19 protein-coding genes are annotated in these 17,380 nt (G+C 58.6%); 10 read left to right on the top strand and 9 right to left on the bottom strand.

The window, feature by feature from the left end; all coding sequences use genetic code 11:
- Window positions 1-142 precede the first annotated feature (142 nt).
- Both quiC and M5G26_RS05355 read left to right on the top strand, forming a co-directional pair.
- On the top strand, window positions 143-2,044 hold the full coding sequence (quiC, locus tag M5G26_RS05360; RefSeq protein WP_134177252.1) for a 3-dehydroshikimate dehydratase QuiC: 1,902 nt from the start codon (window positions 143-145) through the stop codon (window positions 2,042-2,044).
- 101 nt (window positions 2,045-2,145) lie between these two features.
- On the top strand, window positions 2,146-2,823 hold the full coding sequence (locus tag M5G26_RS05355) for a TetR family transcriptional regulator (protein WP_134177253.1): 678 nt from the start codon (window positions 2,146-2,148) through the stop codon (window positions 2,821-2,823).
- A gap of 104 nt (window positions 2,824-2,927) precedes the next feature.
- Here M5G26_RS05355 and M5G26_RS05350 read toward each other — a convergent pair whose 3' ends face one another.
- Window positions 2,928-3,782 carry a shikimate dehydrogenase gene (locus tag M5G26_RS05350; protein ID WP_273914627.1) on the bottom strand — a complete coding sequence of 285 codons (855 nt, stop codon included), beginning with the start codon at window positions 3,780-3,782 and terminating at the stop codon, window positions 2,928-2,930.
- 5 nt (window positions 3,783-3,787) lie between these two features.
- Window positions 3,788-4,228, bottom strand: a complete 441-nt coding sequence (gene aroQ, locus M5G26_RS05345; RefSeq protein ID WP_134177257.1) for a type II 3-dehydroquinate dehydratase — start codon at window positions 4,226-4,228, stop codon at window positions 3,788-3,790.
- Between the two features lie 330 nt (window positions 4,229-4,558).
- On the opposite strand from aroQ, the gene M5G26_RS05340 reads away from it, so the two are divergent.
- Complete coding sequence (locus M5G26_RS05340) at window positions 4,559-4,987, top strand: DUF4160 domain-containing protein (protein ID WP_273914626.1); 429 nt, start codon at window positions 4,559-4,561, stop codon at window positions 4,985-4,987.
- Complete coding sequence (locus M5G26_RS05335; protein WP_016986172.1) at window positions 4,984-5,430, top strand: DUF2442 domain-containing protein; 447 nt, start codon at window positions 4,984-4,986, stop codon at window positions 5,428-5,430. Before M5G26_RS05340 ends, M5G26_RS05335 begins: the two co-directional genes overlap by 4 nt.
- Before the next feature lie 54 nt (window positions 5,431-5,484).
- Here the strand turns inward: M5G26_RS05335 and trmA are convergent, their stop codons facing one another.
- Both trmA and M5G26_RS05325 read right to left on the bottom strand, forming a co-directional pair.
- Window positions 5,485-6,564 (bottom strand): tRNA (uridine(54)-C5)-methyltransferase TrmA, encoded by a 1,080-nt coding sequence (trmA, locus tag M5G26_RS05330; protein ID WP_273914625.1) that lies wholly within the window; start codon window positions 6,562-6,564, stop codon window positions 5,485-5,487.
- Window positions 6,561-7,856, bottom strand: coding sequence for an NCS2 family permease (locus tag M5G26_RS05325; protein ID WP_102899937.1), 1,296 nt, complete (start codon window positions 7,854-7,856; stop codon window positions 6,561-6,563). The genes trmA and M5G26_RS05325 overlap by 4 nt, the downstream gene beginning before the upstream one ends.
- Window positions 7,857-8,078: 222 nt before the next feature.
- Between M5G26_RS05325 and M5G26_RS05320 the strand changes: the two genes are divergently transcribed.
- Both M5G26_RS05320 and M5G26_RS05315 read left to right on the top strand, forming a co-directional pair.
- Entirely contained in the window at window positions 8,079-8,528 is a 450-nt protein-coding gene (locus tag M5G26_RS05320; RefSeq protein WP_273914624.1) for a DUF4879 domain-containing protein, read from the top strand.
- A gap of 66 nt (window positions 8,529-8,594) precedes the next feature.
- Window positions 8,595-9,140 (top strand): DJ-1 family glyoxalase III, encoded by a 546-nt coding sequence (locus M5G26_RS05315; protein ID WP_273914623.1) that lies wholly within the window; start codon window positions 8,595-8,597, stop codon window positions 9,138-9,140.
- Window positions 9,141-9,152: 12 nt separating this feature from the next.
- On the opposite strand, the gene M5G26_RS05310 is transcribed toward M5G26_RS05315, so the two are convergent.
- The 3 genes from M5G26_RS05310 to M5G26_RS05300 form a co-directional block, all read right to left on the bottom strand.
- Window positions 9,153-9,440: a HigA family addiction module antitoxin gene (locus tag M5G26_RS05310; RefSeq protein ID WP_273914622.1), complete on the bottom strand. Its 288-nt coding sequence runs from the start codon at window positions 9,438-9,440 to the stop codon at window positions 9,153-9,155.
- A 14-nt stretch (window positions 9,441-9,454) separates the two neighbouring features.
- Window positions 9,455-9,733, bottom strand: coding sequence for a type II toxin-antitoxin system RelE/ParE family toxin (locus M5G26_RS05305; RefSeq protein ID WP_122607875.1), 279 nt, complete (start codon window positions 9,731-9,733; stop codon window positions 9,455-9,457).
- Window positions 9,734-9,817: 84 nt separating this feature from the next.
- Window positions 9,818-11,056, bottom strand: a complete 1,239-nt coding sequence (locus M5G26_RS05300; protein ID WP_016986176.1) for an MFS transporter — start codon at window positions 11,054-11,056, stop codon at window positions 9,818-9,820.
- A gap of 395 nt (window positions 11,057-11,451) precedes the next feature.
- Between M5G26_RS05300 and M5G26_RS05295 the strand changes: the two genes are divergently transcribed.
- From M5G26_RS05295 to M5G26_RS05285, 3 genes are all read left to right on the top strand, one after another.
- Window positions 11,452-12,900, top strand: a complete 1,449-nt coding sequence (locus M5G26_RS05295) for a cytochrome ubiquinol oxidase subunit I (protein ID WP_102899941.1) — start codon at window positions 11,452-11,454, stop codon at window positions 12,898-12,900.
- 3 nt (window positions 12,901-12,903) lie between these two features.
- Window positions 12,904-13,911 carry a cytochrome d ubiquinol oxidase subunit II gene (gene cydB, locus M5G26_RS05290; protein ID WP_007909749.1) on the top strand — a complete coding sequence of 336 codons (1,008 nt, stop codon included), beginning with the start codon at window positions 12,904-12,906 and terminating at the stop codon, window positions 13,909-13,911.
- A gap of 70 nt (window positions 13,912-13,981) precedes the next feature.
- On the top strand, window positions 13,982-14,149 hold the full coding sequence (locus tag M5G26_RS05285) for a DUF2474 domain-containing protein (protein ID WP_016773090.1): 168 nt from the start codon (window positions 13,982-13,984) through the stop codon (window positions 14,147-14,149).
- 72 nt (window positions 14,150-14,221) lie between these two features.
- Here the strand turns inward: M5G26_RS05285 and M5G26_RS05280 are convergent, their stop codons facing one another.
- Both M5G26_RS05280 and M5G26_RS05275 read right to left on the bottom strand, forming a co-directional pair.
- Entirely contained in the window at window positions 14,222-15,346 is a 1,125-nt protein-coding gene (locus M5G26_RS05280) for a methyltransferase (RefSeq protein WP_273914621.1), read from the bottom strand.
- Window positions 15,347-15,522: 176 nt separating this feature from the next.
- A complete protein-coding gene (locus tag M5G26_RS05275; protein WP_273914620.1) occupies window positions 15,523-16,236 on the bottom strand; it encodes an autoinducer binding domain-containing protein in 714 nt (237 codons plus the stop codon).
- Between the two features lie 321 nt (window positions 16,237-16,557).
- On the opposite strand from M5G26_RS05275, the gene M5G26_RS05270 reads away from it, so the two are divergent.
- Window positions 16,558-17,334: a ferredoxin--NADP reductase gene (locus M5G26_RS05270; protein ID WP_273914619.1), complete on the top strand. Its 777-nt coding sequence runs from the start codon at window positions 16,558-16,560 to the stop codon at window positions 17,332-17,334.
- Window positions 17,335-17,380: the final 46 nt, after the last annotated feature.

Below are 17,380 nucleotides of genomic sequence, written 5' to 3'. Positions count from 1 at the left end.
CCTCACTATAAAAACCATCCTGTGTAGGAGCTGCCACAGGCTGCGATCTTTTGATTTTGCTTTCAGCAATAAAGATCAAACGATCGCAGCCTTCGGCAGCTCCTACAGTAAAGATAAAGCGGCGCAGTCCGGGAGTTGAAACATGCAGCGTTCCATTGCCACCGTTTCCTTGAGCGGCACCCTGCCGGAAAAACTCGAAGCCATTGCCGCCGCCGGGTTCGACGGGGTGGAGATTTTTGAAAACGACCTCCTGTACTACGACGGCAGTCCGCGAGAAATTAAACAGATGTGCGCCGACCTCGGCATCGCCATCACTCTGTTTCAGCCATTCCGCGATTTCGAAGGCTGCCGCCGCGATCGCCTCGCGCGCAATCTGGAGCGGGCCGAGCGCAAGTTCGACCTGATGCAGGAACTGGGCACCGATCTGGTGCTGGTCTGCAGTAACGCCTCGGCCGACAGCGTCGGCGATCAGCAAATTCTAGTCGATGATCTGCGCCTGTTGGCCGAGCATGCCGGTGCGCGTGGTTTGCGCATTGGCTACGAAGCACTGGCCTGGGGCCGTCACGTCAACACTTATCAACAGGTCTGGGACATCGTGCGCCAAGCCGATCACCCGAGCCTCGGCGTATTGCTCGACAGCTTTCACACCTTGTCGTTGAAGGGCGATCCAAGCGCTATCGCCGACATTCCAGGCGAGAAGATCTTCTTCGTGCAAATGGCTGATGCACCAATCCTGCAGATGGACGTGTTGGAGTGGAGCCGGCATTTCCGCTGCTTCCCGGGGCAGGGCGAATTCGATCTGCCGGGGTTTCTCGCGCCGATCATCCAGAGCGGTTACACCGGGCCACTGTCTCTGGAAATCTTCAACGACGGCTTCCGCGCCGCACCGCCACGGGCCAATGCCGCCGACGGTTTGCGTTCGCTGCTGTATCTGGAAGAGAAGACCCGTCAGCGTCTGGAGCAGGCAGCCCAACCTGTTGCCAACCGTGAAATCCTTTTCGAAACACCGAAGGCCAGCGAGTACAACGGCATCGAGTTTCTTGAGTTTGCCGTAGACGAAAGCCTCGGCGCCAAACTGTCGAACTGGTTGGAGCGCCTCGGTTTCGTCAAGGCCGGGCAGCATCGTTCCAAGAGTGTGAGCTTGCTGCGTCAGGGCGACATCAACCTGATCCTCAACTCCGAGCCTTACTCGTTTGCTCACAGCTTTTTCGAGGCTCACGGCCCGTCGCTGTGCGCGACCGCCGTGCGAGTCAAGGACAGCGCCAGTGCGCTGGCCCGCGCTGTCGCCTACAAAGGTCAGCCCTATCGCGGACTGGTCGGCCCCAATGAACTGGAGCTGGCAGCGGTGCGCGCGCCGGACGGCAGCCTGATTTATCTGGTGGATGAACAGGCCGACGTCTACGGCACCGATTTCAATCTGCTGGCAGATGCGCCCGCCCGTGGCGGTCTCAAGCGTATCGATCACATGGCCATGGCGCTGCCGGCCGACAGCCTCGACAGTTGGGTGCTGTTCTACAAGAGCCTGCTGGATTTCGAGGCGGACGATGAAGTGGTATTGCCCGATCCGTACGGGCTGGTGAAGAGCCGCGCATTGCGCAGTCGCGACAGTTCGATCCGCTTGCCGCTGAATATTTCCGAGAACCGCAACACTGCGATCTCCCACGCGCTGTCGAGCTATCGCGGCTCGGGTGTGCACCACATCGCCTTCGATTGTGACGATATCTTCGCCGAAGTCAGTCGCGCAAAAGAGGCTGGCGTACCGTTGCTGGATATTCCGCTCAACTATTACGACGACCTCGCCGCGCGCTTCGATTTCGATGACGAATTCCTCAGCGAACTGGCGTATTACAACGTCTTGTACGACCGTGATGCTCAGGGCGGTGAGCTGTTCCACGTCTACACGGAGCCGTTCGAAGGGCGTTTCTTCTTCGAGATCATCCAGCGCAAGAACGGCTATGCCGGTTACGGCGCGGCGAACGTCGCAGTGCGTCTAGCGGCGATGGCGAAATCCCGCAGCGGCGCCGTGCGCCAGGCGAAGTTGTAGGAAATTCGTAAGCGCGGGATTAAACACAGGTCCCGCAGCTTCCTTCACTGTGCTGCGCGGCCCATAATCGCCGCCTGTGCAGTGATGGCCGTGAGCCCGCAATGACGATGAATACAGAACTTTCCGCAGCTCCTGTCGTATCCGCCGTGGAGCCGCGCAAGAGTCGCAAGAACAACCCGGAAAAGACCCGCGAGAACATCCTGCAGGAGGCGATCGTCGAGTTCGTCCAGCAAGGTTTGTCGGGGGCTCGCGTCGATGCGATTGCCGAGCGTATCCACACCTCCAAACGCATGATCTATTACTACTTCGGTAGTAAGGAGCAGTTGTACGTCGAGGTGCTGGAAAAGCTATATGGCGATATTCGCAACACCGAAAACCGTTTGCACCTGGCCGAGCTGGCGCCGGTGGAAGCGATTCGCCGATTGGTCGAGTTCACCTTCGACCACCACGACCGCAACGTCGATTTCGTGCGCATCGTCAGCATTGAAAACATCCACAATGCCGAATACGTGAAGCGTTCCGATGCGATCAAGGCGATGAACAACACCATCCTCGATTCGCTCGGTGAGATTCTGCGTCGGGGTGCTGCTGAAGGTGTTTTCCGTGCGGGGCTGGATGCGCTGGATGTGCATTTGCTGATCAGTTCGTTCTGCTTCTATCGCGTATCGAACCGGCACACGTTTGGCGAGATTTTTCAGATCGATCTGCCGGATGAAAGCATCAAGCAGCGGCATCGCGAGATGATTTGCGAGTCGGTGCTGCGCTACCTGCAGGCCTGACATCGTCCCTGTGGGAGCGAGCCTGCTCGCGAAAGCGGTGTGTCAGTCAGTAAATATGTTGACTGAAGGTAAGCCTTCGCGAGCAGGCTCGCTCCCACAGGTTTTTAGCCATTCATGCTTTGAAAATGCGCGAGCATCCGCTGCGCATCCGGCACCACGCCGCTGAACAATTCAAACGCCTTCACCGCCTGAAATACCGCCATATTGCCGCCGTCCAGTGTCCGGCAACCCAGCGCGCGGGCATTGCGCAACAGCTCGGTTTCCAGCGGGAAATACACAATCTCGGCCACCCACAATTCCTTGCGCAGCAGCTCGACCGGCACCGGCATGCCCGGCAGTTTGGCCATGCCCATTGGCGTGGTATTGACCAGGCCGTCGGCCAGATTCAGCGTGCTCGGCAGATCATGTCCGGCCACCGCGCGAGCGGAGCCGAAATGCTCATTGAGATTGTTCGCCAGGCTCTCGGCGCGCTCACTGTCGACATCGAAAATAGTCAGTTGCTGTACGCCTTCGCTCAGCAACGCGTGGGCCACCGCCGCACCGGCGCCACCGGCGCCCATCTGGACCACGCGTGCACGGGCAGCGTCCTTCAGGCCACGGCGAAAACCTTCGGCAAAACCGAGGCAGTCGGTGTTGTGACCGACACGCTTGCCGTCCTTCAGCACGACCGTGTTCACCGCGCCGATGCCCTTGGCTTCCGGCGACAGCTCATCGAGCAGCGGGATGATCGCCTGCTTGCACGGGAAGGTGATGTTCAGCCCGGTGTAATTCATCCGCTCGGCCGCCAGCAGCAGGTCGGAGAGGGCGGTGCTGTCCATTTTCAACTGATCGAGATCGATCAATCGATAGAGGTAGCGCAGACCTTGGGCATCGCCTTCGTGCTCATGCAGCGCTGGCGTGCGAGAGGCCTGAATGCCGGCGCCGATCAGCCCGGCGAGTATTACGTTAGAGCGAGACATGCGCGTTACCCCTTTAGCCGCTGGCTGAAATGTTCCAGTGCCAGTCGATAACCATGACTGCCAAAGCCGCACATCACCGCCGTGGCGATCGCCGAGACAAACGAGTGATGACGAAACGGTTCACGAGCATGGACATTGGACAGGTGCACTTCGATCACCGGCAATTCACTGGCCACCAGCGCATCGCGAATCGCAACCGAGGTGTGCGTCCACGCCGCCGGATTGATCACGATCCCGGCGCAACGGCCACGGGCAGCGTGAATCCAGTCGAGCAGTTCGCCTTCGTGGTTGGTCTGGCGAAATTCCACGGCCAGGCCGAATTCTTCGCCGGCGCGACCGCACAACGCCGAGATGTCCGCCAGGGTTTCGTGGCCGTAAGTCGCCGGCTCGCGGGTGCCGAGCAGGTTCAGGTTCGGGCCGTTGAGCACCAGAACGATAGGGGGCATGAGGGGTAACTCCACTTATTGTTTTTGGCTTTGGCCGAGGATTTCAGCCTGTGGAGATAAAATGTACTAGATGGTTACCATGGTCAATTGAAGTGCCTGAGCCCAGGATTTTTGTGTTCGGTAATCGCACCAAGGCTGTTTCATACTTGATGTTGTTCGAATCGTAACGACAGTTTTGCTTACGTTTTCCCTCGAAGATTTACCGACTCCTGACCCATGCCGGCGCTAGCCTGAGAGAAGAGCGGAGCCGCTTGCGTTTTACGGCACCGGTCGTCGGATTTGAAAGGATTATCGGATCCTGAAATTTATTAACCTAACGGATGGGTTAGCATGAATGTGTGCAACTACAAGGGATTGTCGATACGCGTAATGTTGCGGAATGAGCATTGCCCACCGCACGCTCATGTAAATGCGGGCGCCTGGAGTGCGCGATTCCATTTCAGCTTTTGGCACAACGACATTGATCTGTGGGATGTCGTGCCGCTGTCTCGTCGACCGACGATGGCTGTATTGGAGGGTTTGTGTCGATCGTTGGGGCATCCCGTTCATCTGCGTCGCGCACGAGGGATCTGGTGGTCAGGTTTGCAAACCGTCTGTCTCGGCAATCAAGTGTGGGACTGCGAATCAAACGAGGTACCCGTGATGAAACTGGTTACCGATACGACTTACAGGATCGCTGCGGCGCGCTACGAACCAGAAGAAGACAAGTTGCTTCTGACATTGGTTGGCAAACCGGAAGGAGTTGAAATCCATTTATGAAAGTCATTAAGGCAAAGCCGTCCGTACATCGACCACTGACGGAAGAAATGCTCGATGCAGCCATAAAGCTTGGTGAAGTACGACAGGCCAGCAGTTTCCAAGCTGTTTCTGTGTGCTTTGAAAAATCATCTTTGGTCATCCGTTTTGAGGATGGCAGCGGTGTGTTGCTTCCGGTGAACCAGTATCCAGAGTTTGACGGGTTTGATGCAGGCGATTACGAGGGACTAACCGTCGGATTCGCAGGCACTGCGCTTTGCCATGAGGGCAAAGACCTTGACGTTTCCATTGCCGGGATGATTTCAGCGAGCCAGTCACTCATGAAGATGGCTGCGTCGGTGGTTGCATCGCGTAACGGTCGTCAAAGCAGTGCTGCAAAGTCCGAAGCTGCTCGAGCGAATGGCAAAAAGGGCGGGCGACCACGCAAGGCCGATCCCGCGTTGTAAAACCACAAAAAAGCCGTCAATCACGACGGCTTTTTCCTATCTGCTATGCCGCAATCAACGGCGAGTCAGCAACACACCCGATTCCATGTGATGCGTCCACGGGAACTGGTCGAACAACGCGCATTGGGTAATACGGTGCGTGTCGTGCAACTGGGCGATGTTCGCCGCCAGGGTTTCCGGGTTGCAGGAGATGTACAGGATGTTGTCGAAGCGCCGGGTCAACTCGCAGGTGTCCGGGTCCATGCCGGCGCGCGGCGGATCGACGAAGACGCTGCCGAACTCGTAGCTCTTCAGGTCGATGCCTTGCAGGCGACGGAACGGGCGCACGTCGTTGAGCGCTTCGGTCAGTTCTTCGGCGGACAAACGCACCAGAGTGACGTTATCCACAGCGTTTTCGCTGAGGTTGCTCAATGCAGCGTTGACCGAGGTCTTGCTGATTTCGGTGGCCAGCACTTTGCGCACGCGGGTGGCGAGCGGCAGGGTGAAGTTGCCGTTGCCGCAATACAGCTCCAGCAGATCGTCGTTGCGATCACCCAGCGCTTCGTATGCCCAGTTGAGCATCTTCTGGTTCACTGTGCCGTTCGGCTGAGTGAACGCGCCTTCCGGCTGGCGATAGCTGAAGGTGCGACCGCCGACGTCGAGTTTCTCGACCACGTAATCGAGGCCAAGTACTTCGCGTTTGCCCTTCGAGCGACCAATGATGCTGACGCCGAGATCCGCCGCCAGCTTCGTCGCCGCTGTATGCCAGTGTTCGTCCAGCGGGCGGTGATAGCACAGGGTGATCATTGCATCGCCGGCCAGCGTGGTCAGGAATTCCACCTGAAACAGCTTGTGGCTCAGCGCCGAACTGGCCTGCCATGCCGCCTTCAATTGCGGCATCAACTGGTTGATGCGCAGGCTGGCGATCGGGAATTCTTCGATCAGGATCGGCGTGCGTTTGTCGTCCTGAGCGAACATCGCGTAATGCCGCTCGCCACCCTCGCGCCACAGGCGGAATTCGGCGCGCAGACGGAAGTTCTGCAGCGGCGAGTCGAACACGGTCGGCTCGGGGGCATCGAACGGCGCCAGCAGATCACGCAAGCGCGTGACCTTGGCTTCTAGTTGCTCGGCGTAGGCCTGGGAATCGAAAGTCATGCGTTGAACCAACCCAACTTGATCACGAACAGAATCGACAGAATCACCAGCGCCGGGTTCAGCTCACGGGCGCGGCCCGACAGCAGCTTGATCACGGTCCAGGAGATGAAACCGAACGCGATGCCATTGGCAATCGAGTAAGTGAACGGCATGGCCAGCGCGGTCACGACAACTGGCGCGGCGACGGTGATGTCGTCCCAGTCTATTTCCGCCAGGCCGGAAGTCATCAACACGGCGACGAACAGCAACGCCGGTGCCGTGGCGAAAGCCGGAACGCTGGCCGCCAGTGGCGAGAAGAACAGCGCCAGCAGGAACAGAATCGCCACAACGATGGCCGTCAGACCGGTACGGCCGCCCGCACTCACGCCAGCAGCGGATTCGATGTAGCTGGTGGTGGTCGAGGTACCCAGCAACGAACCGGCCATGGCCGCGGTGCTGTCAGCGATCAGTGCGCGACCCATTTTCGGCATGTGGCCGTCCTTGCCCATCAGGCCGGCGCGCTTGGCGACGCCGATCAGGGTGCCGGAGTTGTCGAACAGGTCGACAAACAGGAAAGCGAAAATCACGCTGACCAGACCGATGTCCAGTGCGCCTTTGATGTCCAGTTGCAGGAAGGTCGGGGCCAGCGAAGGTGGCATCGAGGTCACGCCGTTGAACGGGGTGAAGCCCATGGCGATCGAGACAATGGTCACCGCCAGAATGCCGATCAGCACCGCGCCGCGCACTTTCAGTGCTTCGAGGGCGACGATCAGGGCGAAACCTAGGGTGGCGAGAATCGGTGCCGGTTGTTTCAGGTCACCGAGGCCGACCATGGTCGCCGGGTTGCTGACGACGATACCGGCGTTGTGCAGGGCGATCAGCGCGAGGAACAGGCCAATACCGGCGGCAATCGCCGAGCGCAGTGGCAGCGGGATGCTGTTGATGATCCATTCACGAATACGGAAGATCGACAGCAGGAAGAACAGCACGGCAGAAATGAACACCGCTCCCAGCGCCACTTGCCAGGTGTGGCCCATGTGCAGAACCACGGTGTAGGTGAAGAAGGCGTTCAGCCCCATGCCCGGTGCGAGGGCGATCGGGTAGTTGGCGATCAGGCCCATCACCGTCGAGCCGATGGCGGCTGCCAGACAGGTGGCGACGAACACCGCGCCCTTGTCCATGCCGGTCTCACCGAGGATGCTCGGGTTGACGAACAGAATGTAGGCCATGGCCAGGAACGTCGTGATGCCCGCAAGAATCTCGGTGCGCACGTTGGTGTTGTGTGCCTTGAGTTGAAACAGCCTTTCCAGCATGTCTGCTCCCCGTGGCGCGCGTGGCGCCGTGAATGTATCGACCTCAACAGCAAAGCACAGACCGTCGCAAGCGCCTGAAAAATTGTGCTGGGCCGGAAAAAGCCGCGCATCATACCAGCAGCGTGAGGAATATGGCGGTTGTTGGTGTCGATCGTCGGCGAAGTTTTGCGTTGATGCCAACTGCGCCATACTGCGCGCTGATTTTTTCGGGGCGGGAAGCGCATGAGCAAGTGCTGGATGAAGGTTTTGGGTTTGATTGCCGTACTGATGGCCGGGATGTCGACAGCCTGGGCGGCATCGGCGCCACCGTTGACGCAAGTGAAAGTGATCAAGGTGCAATCGCCGGCCTGCGGTCTTGAAGACATCGGCGATGGCCAGACACAGACCCAATGCAATCACGGCGGACCGAACATCAAGGTCTACGTGCTCGAAGTCGGCTACGGCAAGAGCCAGCCTCAGGTCGCACTGGACGGTTTTGAAGTGAACGGCACCCGTGCCCCGGTGTGTGCCTTTGATAACGGCAACCTGACCGAATGCACTCCCGGCAACAAAACCGTCGGTTCTCTTTATACCTTCGATCTGGCGGGCAAGCAGGAGGGCACCTTCACCTTCAGCAACACCTCGATCAACGCGCCGCGCAACACGATGTCGACTCAGCTTTACATCAAGTAACGGCTGCTGCAGCGCGATCCGGTTGAAGCTGACTACGCTTCAAGCATCACCCAGCGGATAACGCCCATGACCTTTAGAGCCCTGATTACCCTCGCCGAGGGCATCGATGATCTGCAAAGCGTGACCCTGATCGACGTGTTGCGCCGCGCCGGTATCGAAGTGGTCGCCGCCAGTATTGAAGGCCGACGCATGCTCACCTGCGCCCGTGGCACACGCCTGACCGCCGACGGCATGCTGGTCGATGTGCTGGCGCAAACCTTTGACCTGATCGTCCTGCCCGGCGGTGTTGTCGGTTCACAACATCTGGCCGCGCACCAACCTCTGCAACAGTTGCTCAAGGATCAGGCCAGCGCCGGACGCCTGTTCGCTGCCATCGCCGAATCCCCGGCCGTCGCCCTGCAATCCTTCGGCGTGCTGCGCCAGCGGCGCATGACCTGCCTGCCCAGCGCCAGCCATCAACTCTCGGGCTGTACGTTTGTTGATCAACCGGTGGTGGTCGACGGCAACTGCGTCACCGCACAAGGCTCAAGCGCTGCAATGGAGTTTGCCTTGACGTTGGTCGAGCAACTCGGCGGCAAGGCCTTGCGGGCGAAAGTGGCGGGGGAGTTGTAGTGGCTGGAGGTGTCAGGCGTGGACAGAGATCAGTTCGATAACCGGTTGCTCCCGATGCTCCGCTTGCCACAGATCGTAGTCGGTTTGTACGCCTAGCCACACACGCGCCTTGCCAATGCCGGCACGCTCAAGACGCACAGCCAGATCCGGGCTGATTGGCGCATGTCCGTGTAATACACGGGAAAGATGTGGGCGCGCGAAGCCCAAGTGTCGGGCCAATTCGGTCACGCTGATGCCAAGCTCGGGCAAAACATCCATCAGCAGTGTTTCGCCGGGGTGTGGCGGGTTGTGCATGGGCATGAGCCTGCCTCCTGTCAGTGGTAGTCCAGATAATCGACCAGTTCGATATCCGAACCGACAAAACGAAAGATCACTCGCCAGTTGCCTGAAACGCTCAGCGACCAGTACTCCGTCAGTTCACCTTTCAATCGATGCAGGCGCCAACCCGGAAGGTCCAGATCTGCAGGAAGCGTAGCGCGATCCATGAACTGCAGCATGCGCGACAGCCGTTTTGCGTGGTCGGCACGAATCCCGCGAGTCGAACCTGTTTCATAGAAGCCTCGAAGGCCTTTGTGCTGAAAGGATTTGATCATAGGCTCGAGTGTAAGGCGATACATTACACTCGGTGCGGTAACTATGTACCGCACATTTTCAGTTTTCTTGTGCTTTGGAGGTTGTCAGACCTTCACCTCTTCCACCGGCACATGCATCCGATCCCGATTGGCCAGCGTCGGAAACAACTTGATCCACGTCCCCGTGACCACCAGCGTGCCGATCCCTCCCATGACCACCGCCGGCACCGTGCCGAACCAGTGGGCGGTGACGCCGGATTCGAATTCGCCCAACTGGTTTGAAGCACCGATGAACAGCCCGTTCACCGCGCTGACCCGGCCGCGCATTTCGTCCGGGGTTTCCAGTTGTACGAAGGAAGCACGGATGACCATGCTGATCATGTCCGCTGCGCCGAGCACCACCAGCACCGCCAGCGAGAACCAGAACGAGGTCGACAGGCCGAAGGCGATGGTCGCCACGCCGAAGATGCCCACTGCGGTGAACATCACCCGGCCAACATTGCGCTCCACGGCAAACCGCGCGAGAAACAGCGACATCCCCAGTGCGCCGACCGCCGGTGCAGAGCGAAGCAGGCCTAGGCCCCACGGTCCGGTCAACAAGATGTCTTTGGCAAATACCGGCAGCAGCGCCGTGGCGCCGCCGAGCAGTACCGCAAACAAATCCAGCGAAATTGCCCCGAGAATGTCCGGGCGGCTGCGTATGAAACGAATCCCCGCCAGCAACGAATCCAGCGTGGCTTTGCCTTTGTTCAACGGCGTCTGGCGCGCGGGAAGATTGAGCATCAGCGTGCAGGCAATCACATAAAGCAGCACCGTCGGGCCATAAACCCAGACACTGCCGAACGCATAGAGCAAACCGCCCAGCGCCGGGGCGACGATCGTTGCCGACTGCTGCGCCGACTGCGCCGCCGCCACTGCCCGAGGGAATAGCGCGCTAGGGACGATGCTCGGCAGCAATGCCTGAGTGGTCGGCATCTCGAACGAGCGCGCCGCGCCAAGCAGAAAGGCGAGGATGAAGATCATCTCGCGGGTCACGTGATCGGTGGCGCTGCCAATCGCCAGCGCCAAGGCGATCAACGCCTGCAACGACTGACAGATCGCCGCGACTTTGCGTCGGTCATAGCGGTCGGCGACATGCCCGGTGTGCAACATGAACAGCACGCGCGGGGCAAATTCGACCAGTCCGACCAGACCCAGATCAAGCACGTTGCCGGTCAGTTGGTAGAGGTTCCAGCCGATCGCCACGGTGAGCATCTGAAATCCGCTGGCGGTAAAGATCCGCGCGAACCAGAAAGCGAGAAACGGACGATGGTGACGTAACAGCAGGGGCTCTTGGCTGGGCATCTGAAGGCAGGTCTGGCTCGAGGGGAACCGCGAGATTATCACCAGTCTGTAACAGGAAGTTGCTATGACAAAAAATTTAGTTAGGAAGACATCGATTTATTCAAGCTCGCCGCAAGAAATCCATTGCAGAGCATTGCCGCGCCGATGAGGCAACTTGTCACGCGGCAAACGACCACGCAGTTCTTCGTCGGAAATGGGACTACTCTTTCAACGTTGCTTGATCCAGATCAAGACCCTCCCGGGCCATGCTCTGGTGGCCCGTTGGCCAGACTCCCTGCGTTGCGATGGTTGTTAAAAAAGAACGAATCAGAATTCGCCGCACTCCATATCCGTGGGGGCAGTAGGCGCAGGGGCCACAAGCCCCGAAGCCGGTATTACCTGACAGAGGAAGACTTATGTTCGGTTTAGAGGCACTCGATCTCGCCCGAATTCAGTTCGCGTTCACCATCTCGTTCCACATCCTGTTCCCGGCCATCACCATTGGCCTGGCGAGTTACCTCGCGGTGCTCGAAGGCCTGTGGCTGAAAACCCGTAACGACACCTACCGTGACCTCTACCATTTCTGGTCGAAGATCTTCGCCGTCAACTTCGGTATGGGTGTGGTCTCCGGGTTGGTCATGGCCTACCAGTTCGGCACCAACTGGAGCCGCTTCTCGGACTTCGCCGGCGCCGTCACCGGGCCGTTGCTGACCTATGAAGTGCTCACGGCATTCTTCCTTGAGGCTGGTTTTCTTGGGGTCATGCTGTTCGGCTGGAACAAGGTCGGGCGCGGGCTGCACTTCTTTTCCACGGTCATGGTGGCGATAGGTACGCTGATTTCGACCTTCTGGATTCTCGCCTCCAACAGCTGGATGCAGACCCCGCAGGGCTTCGAGATCGTCAACGGTCAGGTAATCCCCACCGACTGGCTGGCAATCATCTTCAACCCTTCGTTCCCGTATCGCCTGATGCACATGGCGACCGCTGCGTTCGTTGCCACAGCTTTCTTCGTCGGCTCCTCGGCGGCCTGGCACTTGCTGCGCGGCAAGGACAATCCGGCAATCCGCACCATGCTGTCGATGGCAATGTGGATGGCGCTGATCGTCGCGCCGATCCAGGCAGTCATCGGCGACTTCCATGGTCTGAACACGCTCAAACATCAACCGGCAAAAATCGCTGCGATCGAAGGTCACTGGGAAAACCACGGTGATGAAGCGACGCCGCTGATCCTGTTCGGCTGGCCGGACATGAAAGAAGAGAAGACCAAGTTCGCCGTGGAGATTCCCTACCTCGGCAGCCTGATCCTGACTCACTCGCTGGACAAACAGGTGCCGGCGCTCAAGGAATTCCCGCCAGAAGACCGGCCGAATTCGACCATCGTATTCTGGTCTTTCCGGATCATGGTCGGCCTCGGTTTCCTGATGATCTTCACCGGTCTGTGGAGCCTGTGGCTGCGCAAACGCGACACGCTCTACACCTCGCGCCCGTTCCTGTATCTGGCATTGTGGATGGGGCCTTCCGGCCTGATCGCGATTCTCGCTGGCTGGTTCACCACTGAAATCGGCCGTCAGCCGTGGGTGGTTTACGGGCTGATGCGCACGGCGGATGCGTCTTCAAACCACAGCTTCATGCAGATGAGCATCACCTTGATCATGTTTGTGGTGGTGTATTTCGCGCTGTTCGGTGCAGGTCTCGGTTACATGATGCGTCTGGTGCGCAAAGGGCCGAAGATCAGCGAAGGCACGGAAACGCCGGACGGTGGTCCAGGCAAGAAACGCACACCGGCCCGTCCGTTGTCCGCTGCCGACGACTCGGCCGATGCCGATCACGGCGACGACGACATTCGCGTGACCAAGGAGATTTGACTCATGGGTATTGATCTTCCGCTGATCTGGGCCGTGATCATCATCTTCGGCATCATGATGTACGTGGTCATGGACGGCTTCGACCTGGGGATCGGGATTCTCTTCCCGTTCATCCCGGGCAAAGTCGACCGTGACGTGATGATGAACACCGTCGCCCCGGTCTGGGACGGCAACGAAACCTGGCTGGTGCTGGGCGGTGCGGCGTTGTTCGGCGCATTCCCGCTGGCTTATTCGGTGGTGTTGTCAGCGTTGTACCTGCCGCTGATCTTCATGCTCATCGGTTTGATCTTCCGCGGCGTGGCGTTCGAGTTCCGCTTCAAGGCCAAGGACGACAAGCGCCATTTGTGGGACAAGGCGTTTATCGGTGGCTCGGTGGCGGCAACGTTCTTTCAGGGCGTGGCGCTGGGCGCGTTCATCGACGGCTTGCCGGTGGTCAATCGGCAGTTCGCCGGCGGTTCACTGGACTGGCTGACGCCGTTCACAATGTTCTGCGGCGCCGCGCTGGTGGTGGCCTATGCCTTGCTCGGCTGCACCTGGCTGATCATGAAAACCGAAGGCAAGCTTCAGGAACAGATGCATGACCTGGCACGGCCATTGGCTTTCGTACTGCTGGCCGTGATCGGTATTGTCAGTATCTGGACGCCGCTGGCTCATCCGGATATTGCCACCCGCTGGTTCAGCATGCCGAACCTGTTCTGGTTCATGCCGGTGCCGATTCTGGTGCTGGTGACGATGTACGGGCTGATCCGCGCCGTGGCACGCAATGCCAACTACATGCCGTTCCTGCTGACTTTAGTGCTGATCTTCCTCGGCTACAGCGGTCTGGGCATCAGCCTGTGGCCGAACATCGTGCCGCCGTCGATCTCGATCTGGGACGCCGCCGCACCGCCGCAAAGCCAAGGCTTCATGCTGGTGGGCACGCTGTTCATCATCCCGTTCATCCTGGGTTACACCTTCTGGAGCTACTACGTGTTCCGCGGCAAGGTCACCCATGAAGACGGTTATCACTAATCCTGTGGGAGCGGGCTCGCCCGCGATGGCGTCGGCAGCGGCGCCATCGATCTGACTGAGGATCGAAACAATGACCGGCAAACATTCCCTGCACGACATTGAAGAAGCCGAAAAAAAACCGCTGTGGCAGCGGCTCGGCTGGTTGGCCTTGATCTGGGTCGGTAGTGTTGGCGTGCTGTTTATCGCCGCCAGCCTGATGCGTATGTTCATGAACGCGGCAGGCCTGACCACGCACTGAATCATCCCCGTCCCGGCGCCTTCGGGTACGGCTTTGCAACCCTCCTCACGGAGGGTTTTTTTTGTCTGAAGGTTACTTGCGGGCCTTGATGATCACGAATTTCGGCGTGGCGGCCACTTGCTCGACGCCGCGGAACAGCCGCGCCAGTTTGCTGTGGTAACCCAGATGACGGTTGCCGACGATGTACAGCGCGCCACCCACCACCAGTGCTTCGCGCGCCTGCTGGAACATGCGCCAGGCGAGGAAGTCGCCAACCACCTGCTGCTGATGGAACGGCGGATTGCACAGCACCACGTCCAGCGATTGCGCTTCCTGACCGGCCAGGCCATCGCCGGCACGCACGATGACATCGCGATTGCCCAGCGCTGCGCGCCAGTTCTCGGCAGCTGATTGCACGGCCATGAACGATTCGTCGACCAGTGTGTAATGCGCATCGGGATTGTGCAGGGCACTCGCGATGGCCAGCACGCCATTGCCACAGCCCAGATCGGCGACTCGCGCACTGCCAAGGTTTTTCGGCAGGTGCGGGAGGAAGGCACGTGTGCCGATGTCCAGACCTTCGCGGCAAAACACGTTGGCGTGGTTGAGCAACTCGATCGATGGCTCGTCGAGGCGATAACGCGAAGGGTAGGGCGACACGGCCGGGGCTTTGGCTTCAGGCGTGGCGATCAACAGCCGTGCCTTCTTCACTGCGAGAGAGGCTTGCACCGGGCCAATGTAGCGTTCAAGCAAGTCACTGGCGGCGCGGGGCAAGTGTTTGACCATGGCGGCGGCGATCACTTCGGCGCCGGGTGCGAGTTGCCCCTGCAGGCGGACTAGTTGTTCTTCCAGCAGCGCGAGGGTTTTCGGTACGCGGATCAGCACCCGGTCGAACGGTCCGACCAATGGTTGGCTTGCGGGGATCGCGCAAATGGCGTCGAACGCCTGGCCATTACGCAGCAGATTTTTTTCCAGCCCCTGAAACCCAAGGAACGAGTCGCCGCTGCTGCTGACCTGGACTTTGCCGAGCAGGCTGGCTGCCAGCGCGCCGAAACTGTCGTTGAGCACCAATACGCGCGTGTCAGCCGTCGGTTGCTGCGCCGCCAGATGGTTGAGCAGGTATTCGTCGGCCGCATCGAAGGCTTGCAGCGGTTCGTTCTGCTGTTCGGGCTGGCGGATCAGATCGAGTTGGGCGAAAGGCGTATCAAGCAAAGGCATCGGGGGGAACTCAGGGTAATCAACGGGGTGTTCCGCAGCCCTGACAATGTGCGGCGGAACCGACCGAGTGTAATGCAACGCAGAATGTTCGCGTCATCACTCAGGAGGGCCATAAATGGTACGTTTTTTTGTTCGTCATTACCCACAAGTTTTGTAAAGGAGGCAAGACCGTTCGACTAGATGATGCCGGCTCTGGCGGCCGCTATGACAGCGGAAATCTTGTTGCAGACGTTGAGCTTCTCGATGACGTTCTGCACGTGGTAGTTCACGGTGCGCTCGCTCAGGCTGAGGATCTTCGAGATTTCATAGGCTGTCTTGCCTCCCGCGGACAATTGCAGAACCTCCAGCTCTCGCGGCGAAAGGTGTGGTTGGCGGGGTTTGAGTGCCTGGGGGGGCAGGGACCGGGCAGACAGTTCGCTCAAGTGACTGGTGGCGTAGAACATATAACCAAAATGTTCATAAAGCTCCAGAGAGCTGATGGGGCAGTGCTTGCGCGCCAGACTGATAATGCTGCACAAGCCACTTTGCTCATGATGGAATGACTGTGACCAGCCATGTTGCAGTCCGTGTTGCTGCAAACCTTGCCATAACTGCGGAGTATCTGCGAATACCGATTCGTTCCAGACGATGGGCATCATTGAGTGGTTGCAGTGTGCTATCAGTGGATCTATTTCAATGTAGCTTTTCTGTTCATACTGAGCCTTCCATTCTTTAGGATAGTTATTGATTTGCAAGGCATTGAGGCGTAGTTCCCGATTGGGTGATGTAACCGAAACAGCACAATAATTAAAGCCCAGGTTTTCGGCGAATCTCAACAGAATCGAATAGGCAGCATCTATACCCTTGGCGAAAGTCAGTTGCTTTAACTGCGACTCCTTCCAGGTTTCCATTACAGAATCTCCATTGATGTTGCGGGGGGTGCCAAAATGGATCCAAAAGATCCGGCACGAAACGGAGTGTAGGACGTTTCCTATAAAAGTTATTGAATTTTTTCGATCTTGAGAATCGGGATTTTTTTATAAAAGGTTCTTAGCGATCAGTCGGCCTTAGTATTTGACTTGTCATGTTAATTTTTAAATTCTTCCGGGAAATTCCTTAATGATTTCAGTTTTTATTCATGCCGATAAATAGCTTAATGCCATTACTCAACATAGGTGTTTAAGGCGGGCGATATGCGCGACACTGACGGCAATCGTTCACTGGAGTGCCCCATGACCGCCAGCGCAGAGAAATACACCTTGCAGACCTTGCTCGATGTCCAACCCTTGACCCCGAGCCTGTTTACCCTGCGCACCAGCCGGGATGCCGGTTTTCGCTTCCGCGCCGGGCAGTTCGCCAGGCTGGGTGTGACCAAAGCCGATGGCAACATCGTGTGGCGCGCGTATTCGATGGTGTCGTCGCCGTTTGACGAGTTTCTCGAGTTCTTTTCCATCGTCGTGCCGGGCGGGGAGTTCACCAGTGAGCTGAGCCGGTTGCAGGTCGGCGACACCTTGCTGGTGGATCGCCAGGCATTTGGTTATCTGACCCTTGATCGCTTTGTCGACGGGCGCGATCTGTGGCTGCTATCCACAGGCACTGGGGTGGCACCGTTTCTGTCGATCCTGCAGGACTTCGAAGTCTGGGAAAAATTCGAGCGCATCATTCTGGTGTACAGCGTGCGCGAGGCGCGGGAGTTGGCTTATCAGGAGTTGATTGCCGGACTTACGCAGCGTGAATACCTCAGCGAATACGCGCACAAATTGCAGTTCATCGCCACGGTGACGCGTGAAGCGCATCCCGGGGCGTTAAACGGGCGCATTACCAGCCTGATCGAAAGCGGGGAGTTGGAGCGTGCAGCAGGTGTGGAGCTGTCGGCGGAGCACTCTCGCGTCATGCTCTGTGGCAATCCGCAGATGATCGATGACACTCGCGCGCTACTGAAAAAACGCCACATGAGCCTGAGCCTGACCCGTCGGCCCGGTCAGGTGGCCGTGGAAAACTACTGGTAAACCAACGGCGCCTCGAAGGCGCCGTTGTTTCTATCGTGCACAGAAT

Source organism: Pseudomonas sp. TNT2022 ID642 (assembly GCF_028656995.1).
In the GTDB taxonomy this organism is placed as follows: Bacteria; Pseudomonadota; Gammaproteobacteria; order Pseudomonadales; family Pseudomonadaceae; genus Aquipseudomonas.
Note: the sequence above shows the minus strand (reverse complement) of the source record. Positions and strands in the feature narration are given on the sequence as shown.

Excerpts from the sequence above, each read along its gene's own strand:
- quiC (WP_134177252.1), top strand. The coding sequence starts at position 143 with ATGCAGCGTTCCATTGCCACCGTTTCCTTGAGCGGCACCCTGCCGGAA.
- M5G26_RS05355 (WP_134177253.1), top strand. The coding sequence starts at position 2,146 with ATGACGATGAATACAGAACTTTCCGCAGCTCCTGTCGTATCCGCCGTG.
- M5G26_RS05350 (WP_273914627.1), bottom strand. The coding sequence starts at position 3,782 with ATGTCTCGCTCTAACGTAATACTCGCCGGGCTGATCGGCGCCGGCATT.
- aroQ (WP_134177257.1), bottom strand. The coding sequence starts at position 4,228 with ATGCCCCCTATCGTTCTGGTGCTCAACGGCCCGAACCTGAACCTGCTC.
- M5G26_RS05340 (WP_273914626.1), top strand. The coding sequence starts at position 4,559 with ATGAATGTGTGCAACTACAAGGGATTGTCGATACGCGTAATGTTGCGG.
- M5G26_RS05335 (WP_016986172.1), top strand. The coding sequence starts at position 4,984 with ATGAAAGTCATTAAGGCAAAGCCGTCCGTACATCGACCACTGACGGAA.
- trmA (WP_273914625.1), bottom strand. The coding sequence starts at position 6,564 with ATGACTTTCGATTCCCAGGCCTACGCCGAGCAACTAGAAGCCAAGGTC.
- M5G26_RS05325 (WP_102899937.1), bottom strand. The coding sequence starts at position 7,856 with ATGCTGGAAAGGCTGTTTCAACTCAAGGCACACAACACCAACGTGCGC.
- M5G26_RS05320 (WP_273914624.1), top strand. The coding sequence starts at position 8,079 with ATGAGCAAGTGCTGGATGAAGGTTTTGGGTTTGATTGCCGTACTGATG.
- M5G26_RS05315 (WP_273914623.1), top strand. The coding sequence starts at position 8,595 with ATGACCTTTAGAGCCCTGATTACCCTCGCCGAGGGCATCGATGATCTG.
- M5G26_RS05310 (WP_273914622.1), bottom strand. The coding sequence starts at position 9,440 with ATGCCCATGCACAACCCGCCACACCCCGGCGAAACACTGCTGATGGAT.
- M5G26_RS05305 (WP_122607875.1), bottom strand. The coding sequence starts at position 9,733 with ATGATCAAATCCTTTCAGCACAAAGGCCTTCGAGGCTTCTATGAAACA.
- M5G26_RS05300 (WP_016986176.1), bottom strand. The coding sequence starts at position 11,056 with ATGCCCAGCCAAGAGCCCCTGCTGTTACGTCACCATCGTCCGTTTCTC.
- M5G26_RS05295 (WP_102899941.1), top strand. The coding sequence starts at position 11,452 with ATGTTCGGTTTAGAGGCACTCGATCTCGCCCGAATTCAGTTCGCGTTC.
- cydB (WP_007909749.1), top strand. The coding sequence starts at position 12,904 with ATGGGTATTGATCTTCCGCTGATCTGGGCCGTGATCATCATCTTCGGC.
- M5G26_RS05285 (WP_016773090.1), top strand. The coding sequence starts at position 13,982 with ATGACCGGCAAACATTCCCTGCACGACATTGAAGAAGCCGAAAAAAAA.
- M5G26_RS05280 (WP_273914621.1), bottom strand. The coding sequence starts at position 15,346 with ATGCCTTTGCTTGATACGCCTTTCGCCCAACTCGATCTGATCCGCCAG.
- M5G26_RS05275 (WP_273914620.1), bottom strand. The coding sequence starts at position 16,236 with ATGGAAACCTGGAAGGAGTCGCAGTTAAAGCAACTGACTTTCGCCAAG.
- M5G26_RS05270 (WP_273914619.1), top strand. The coding sequence starts at position 16,558 with ATGACCGCCAGCGCAGAGAAATACACCTTGCAGACCTTGCTCGATGTC.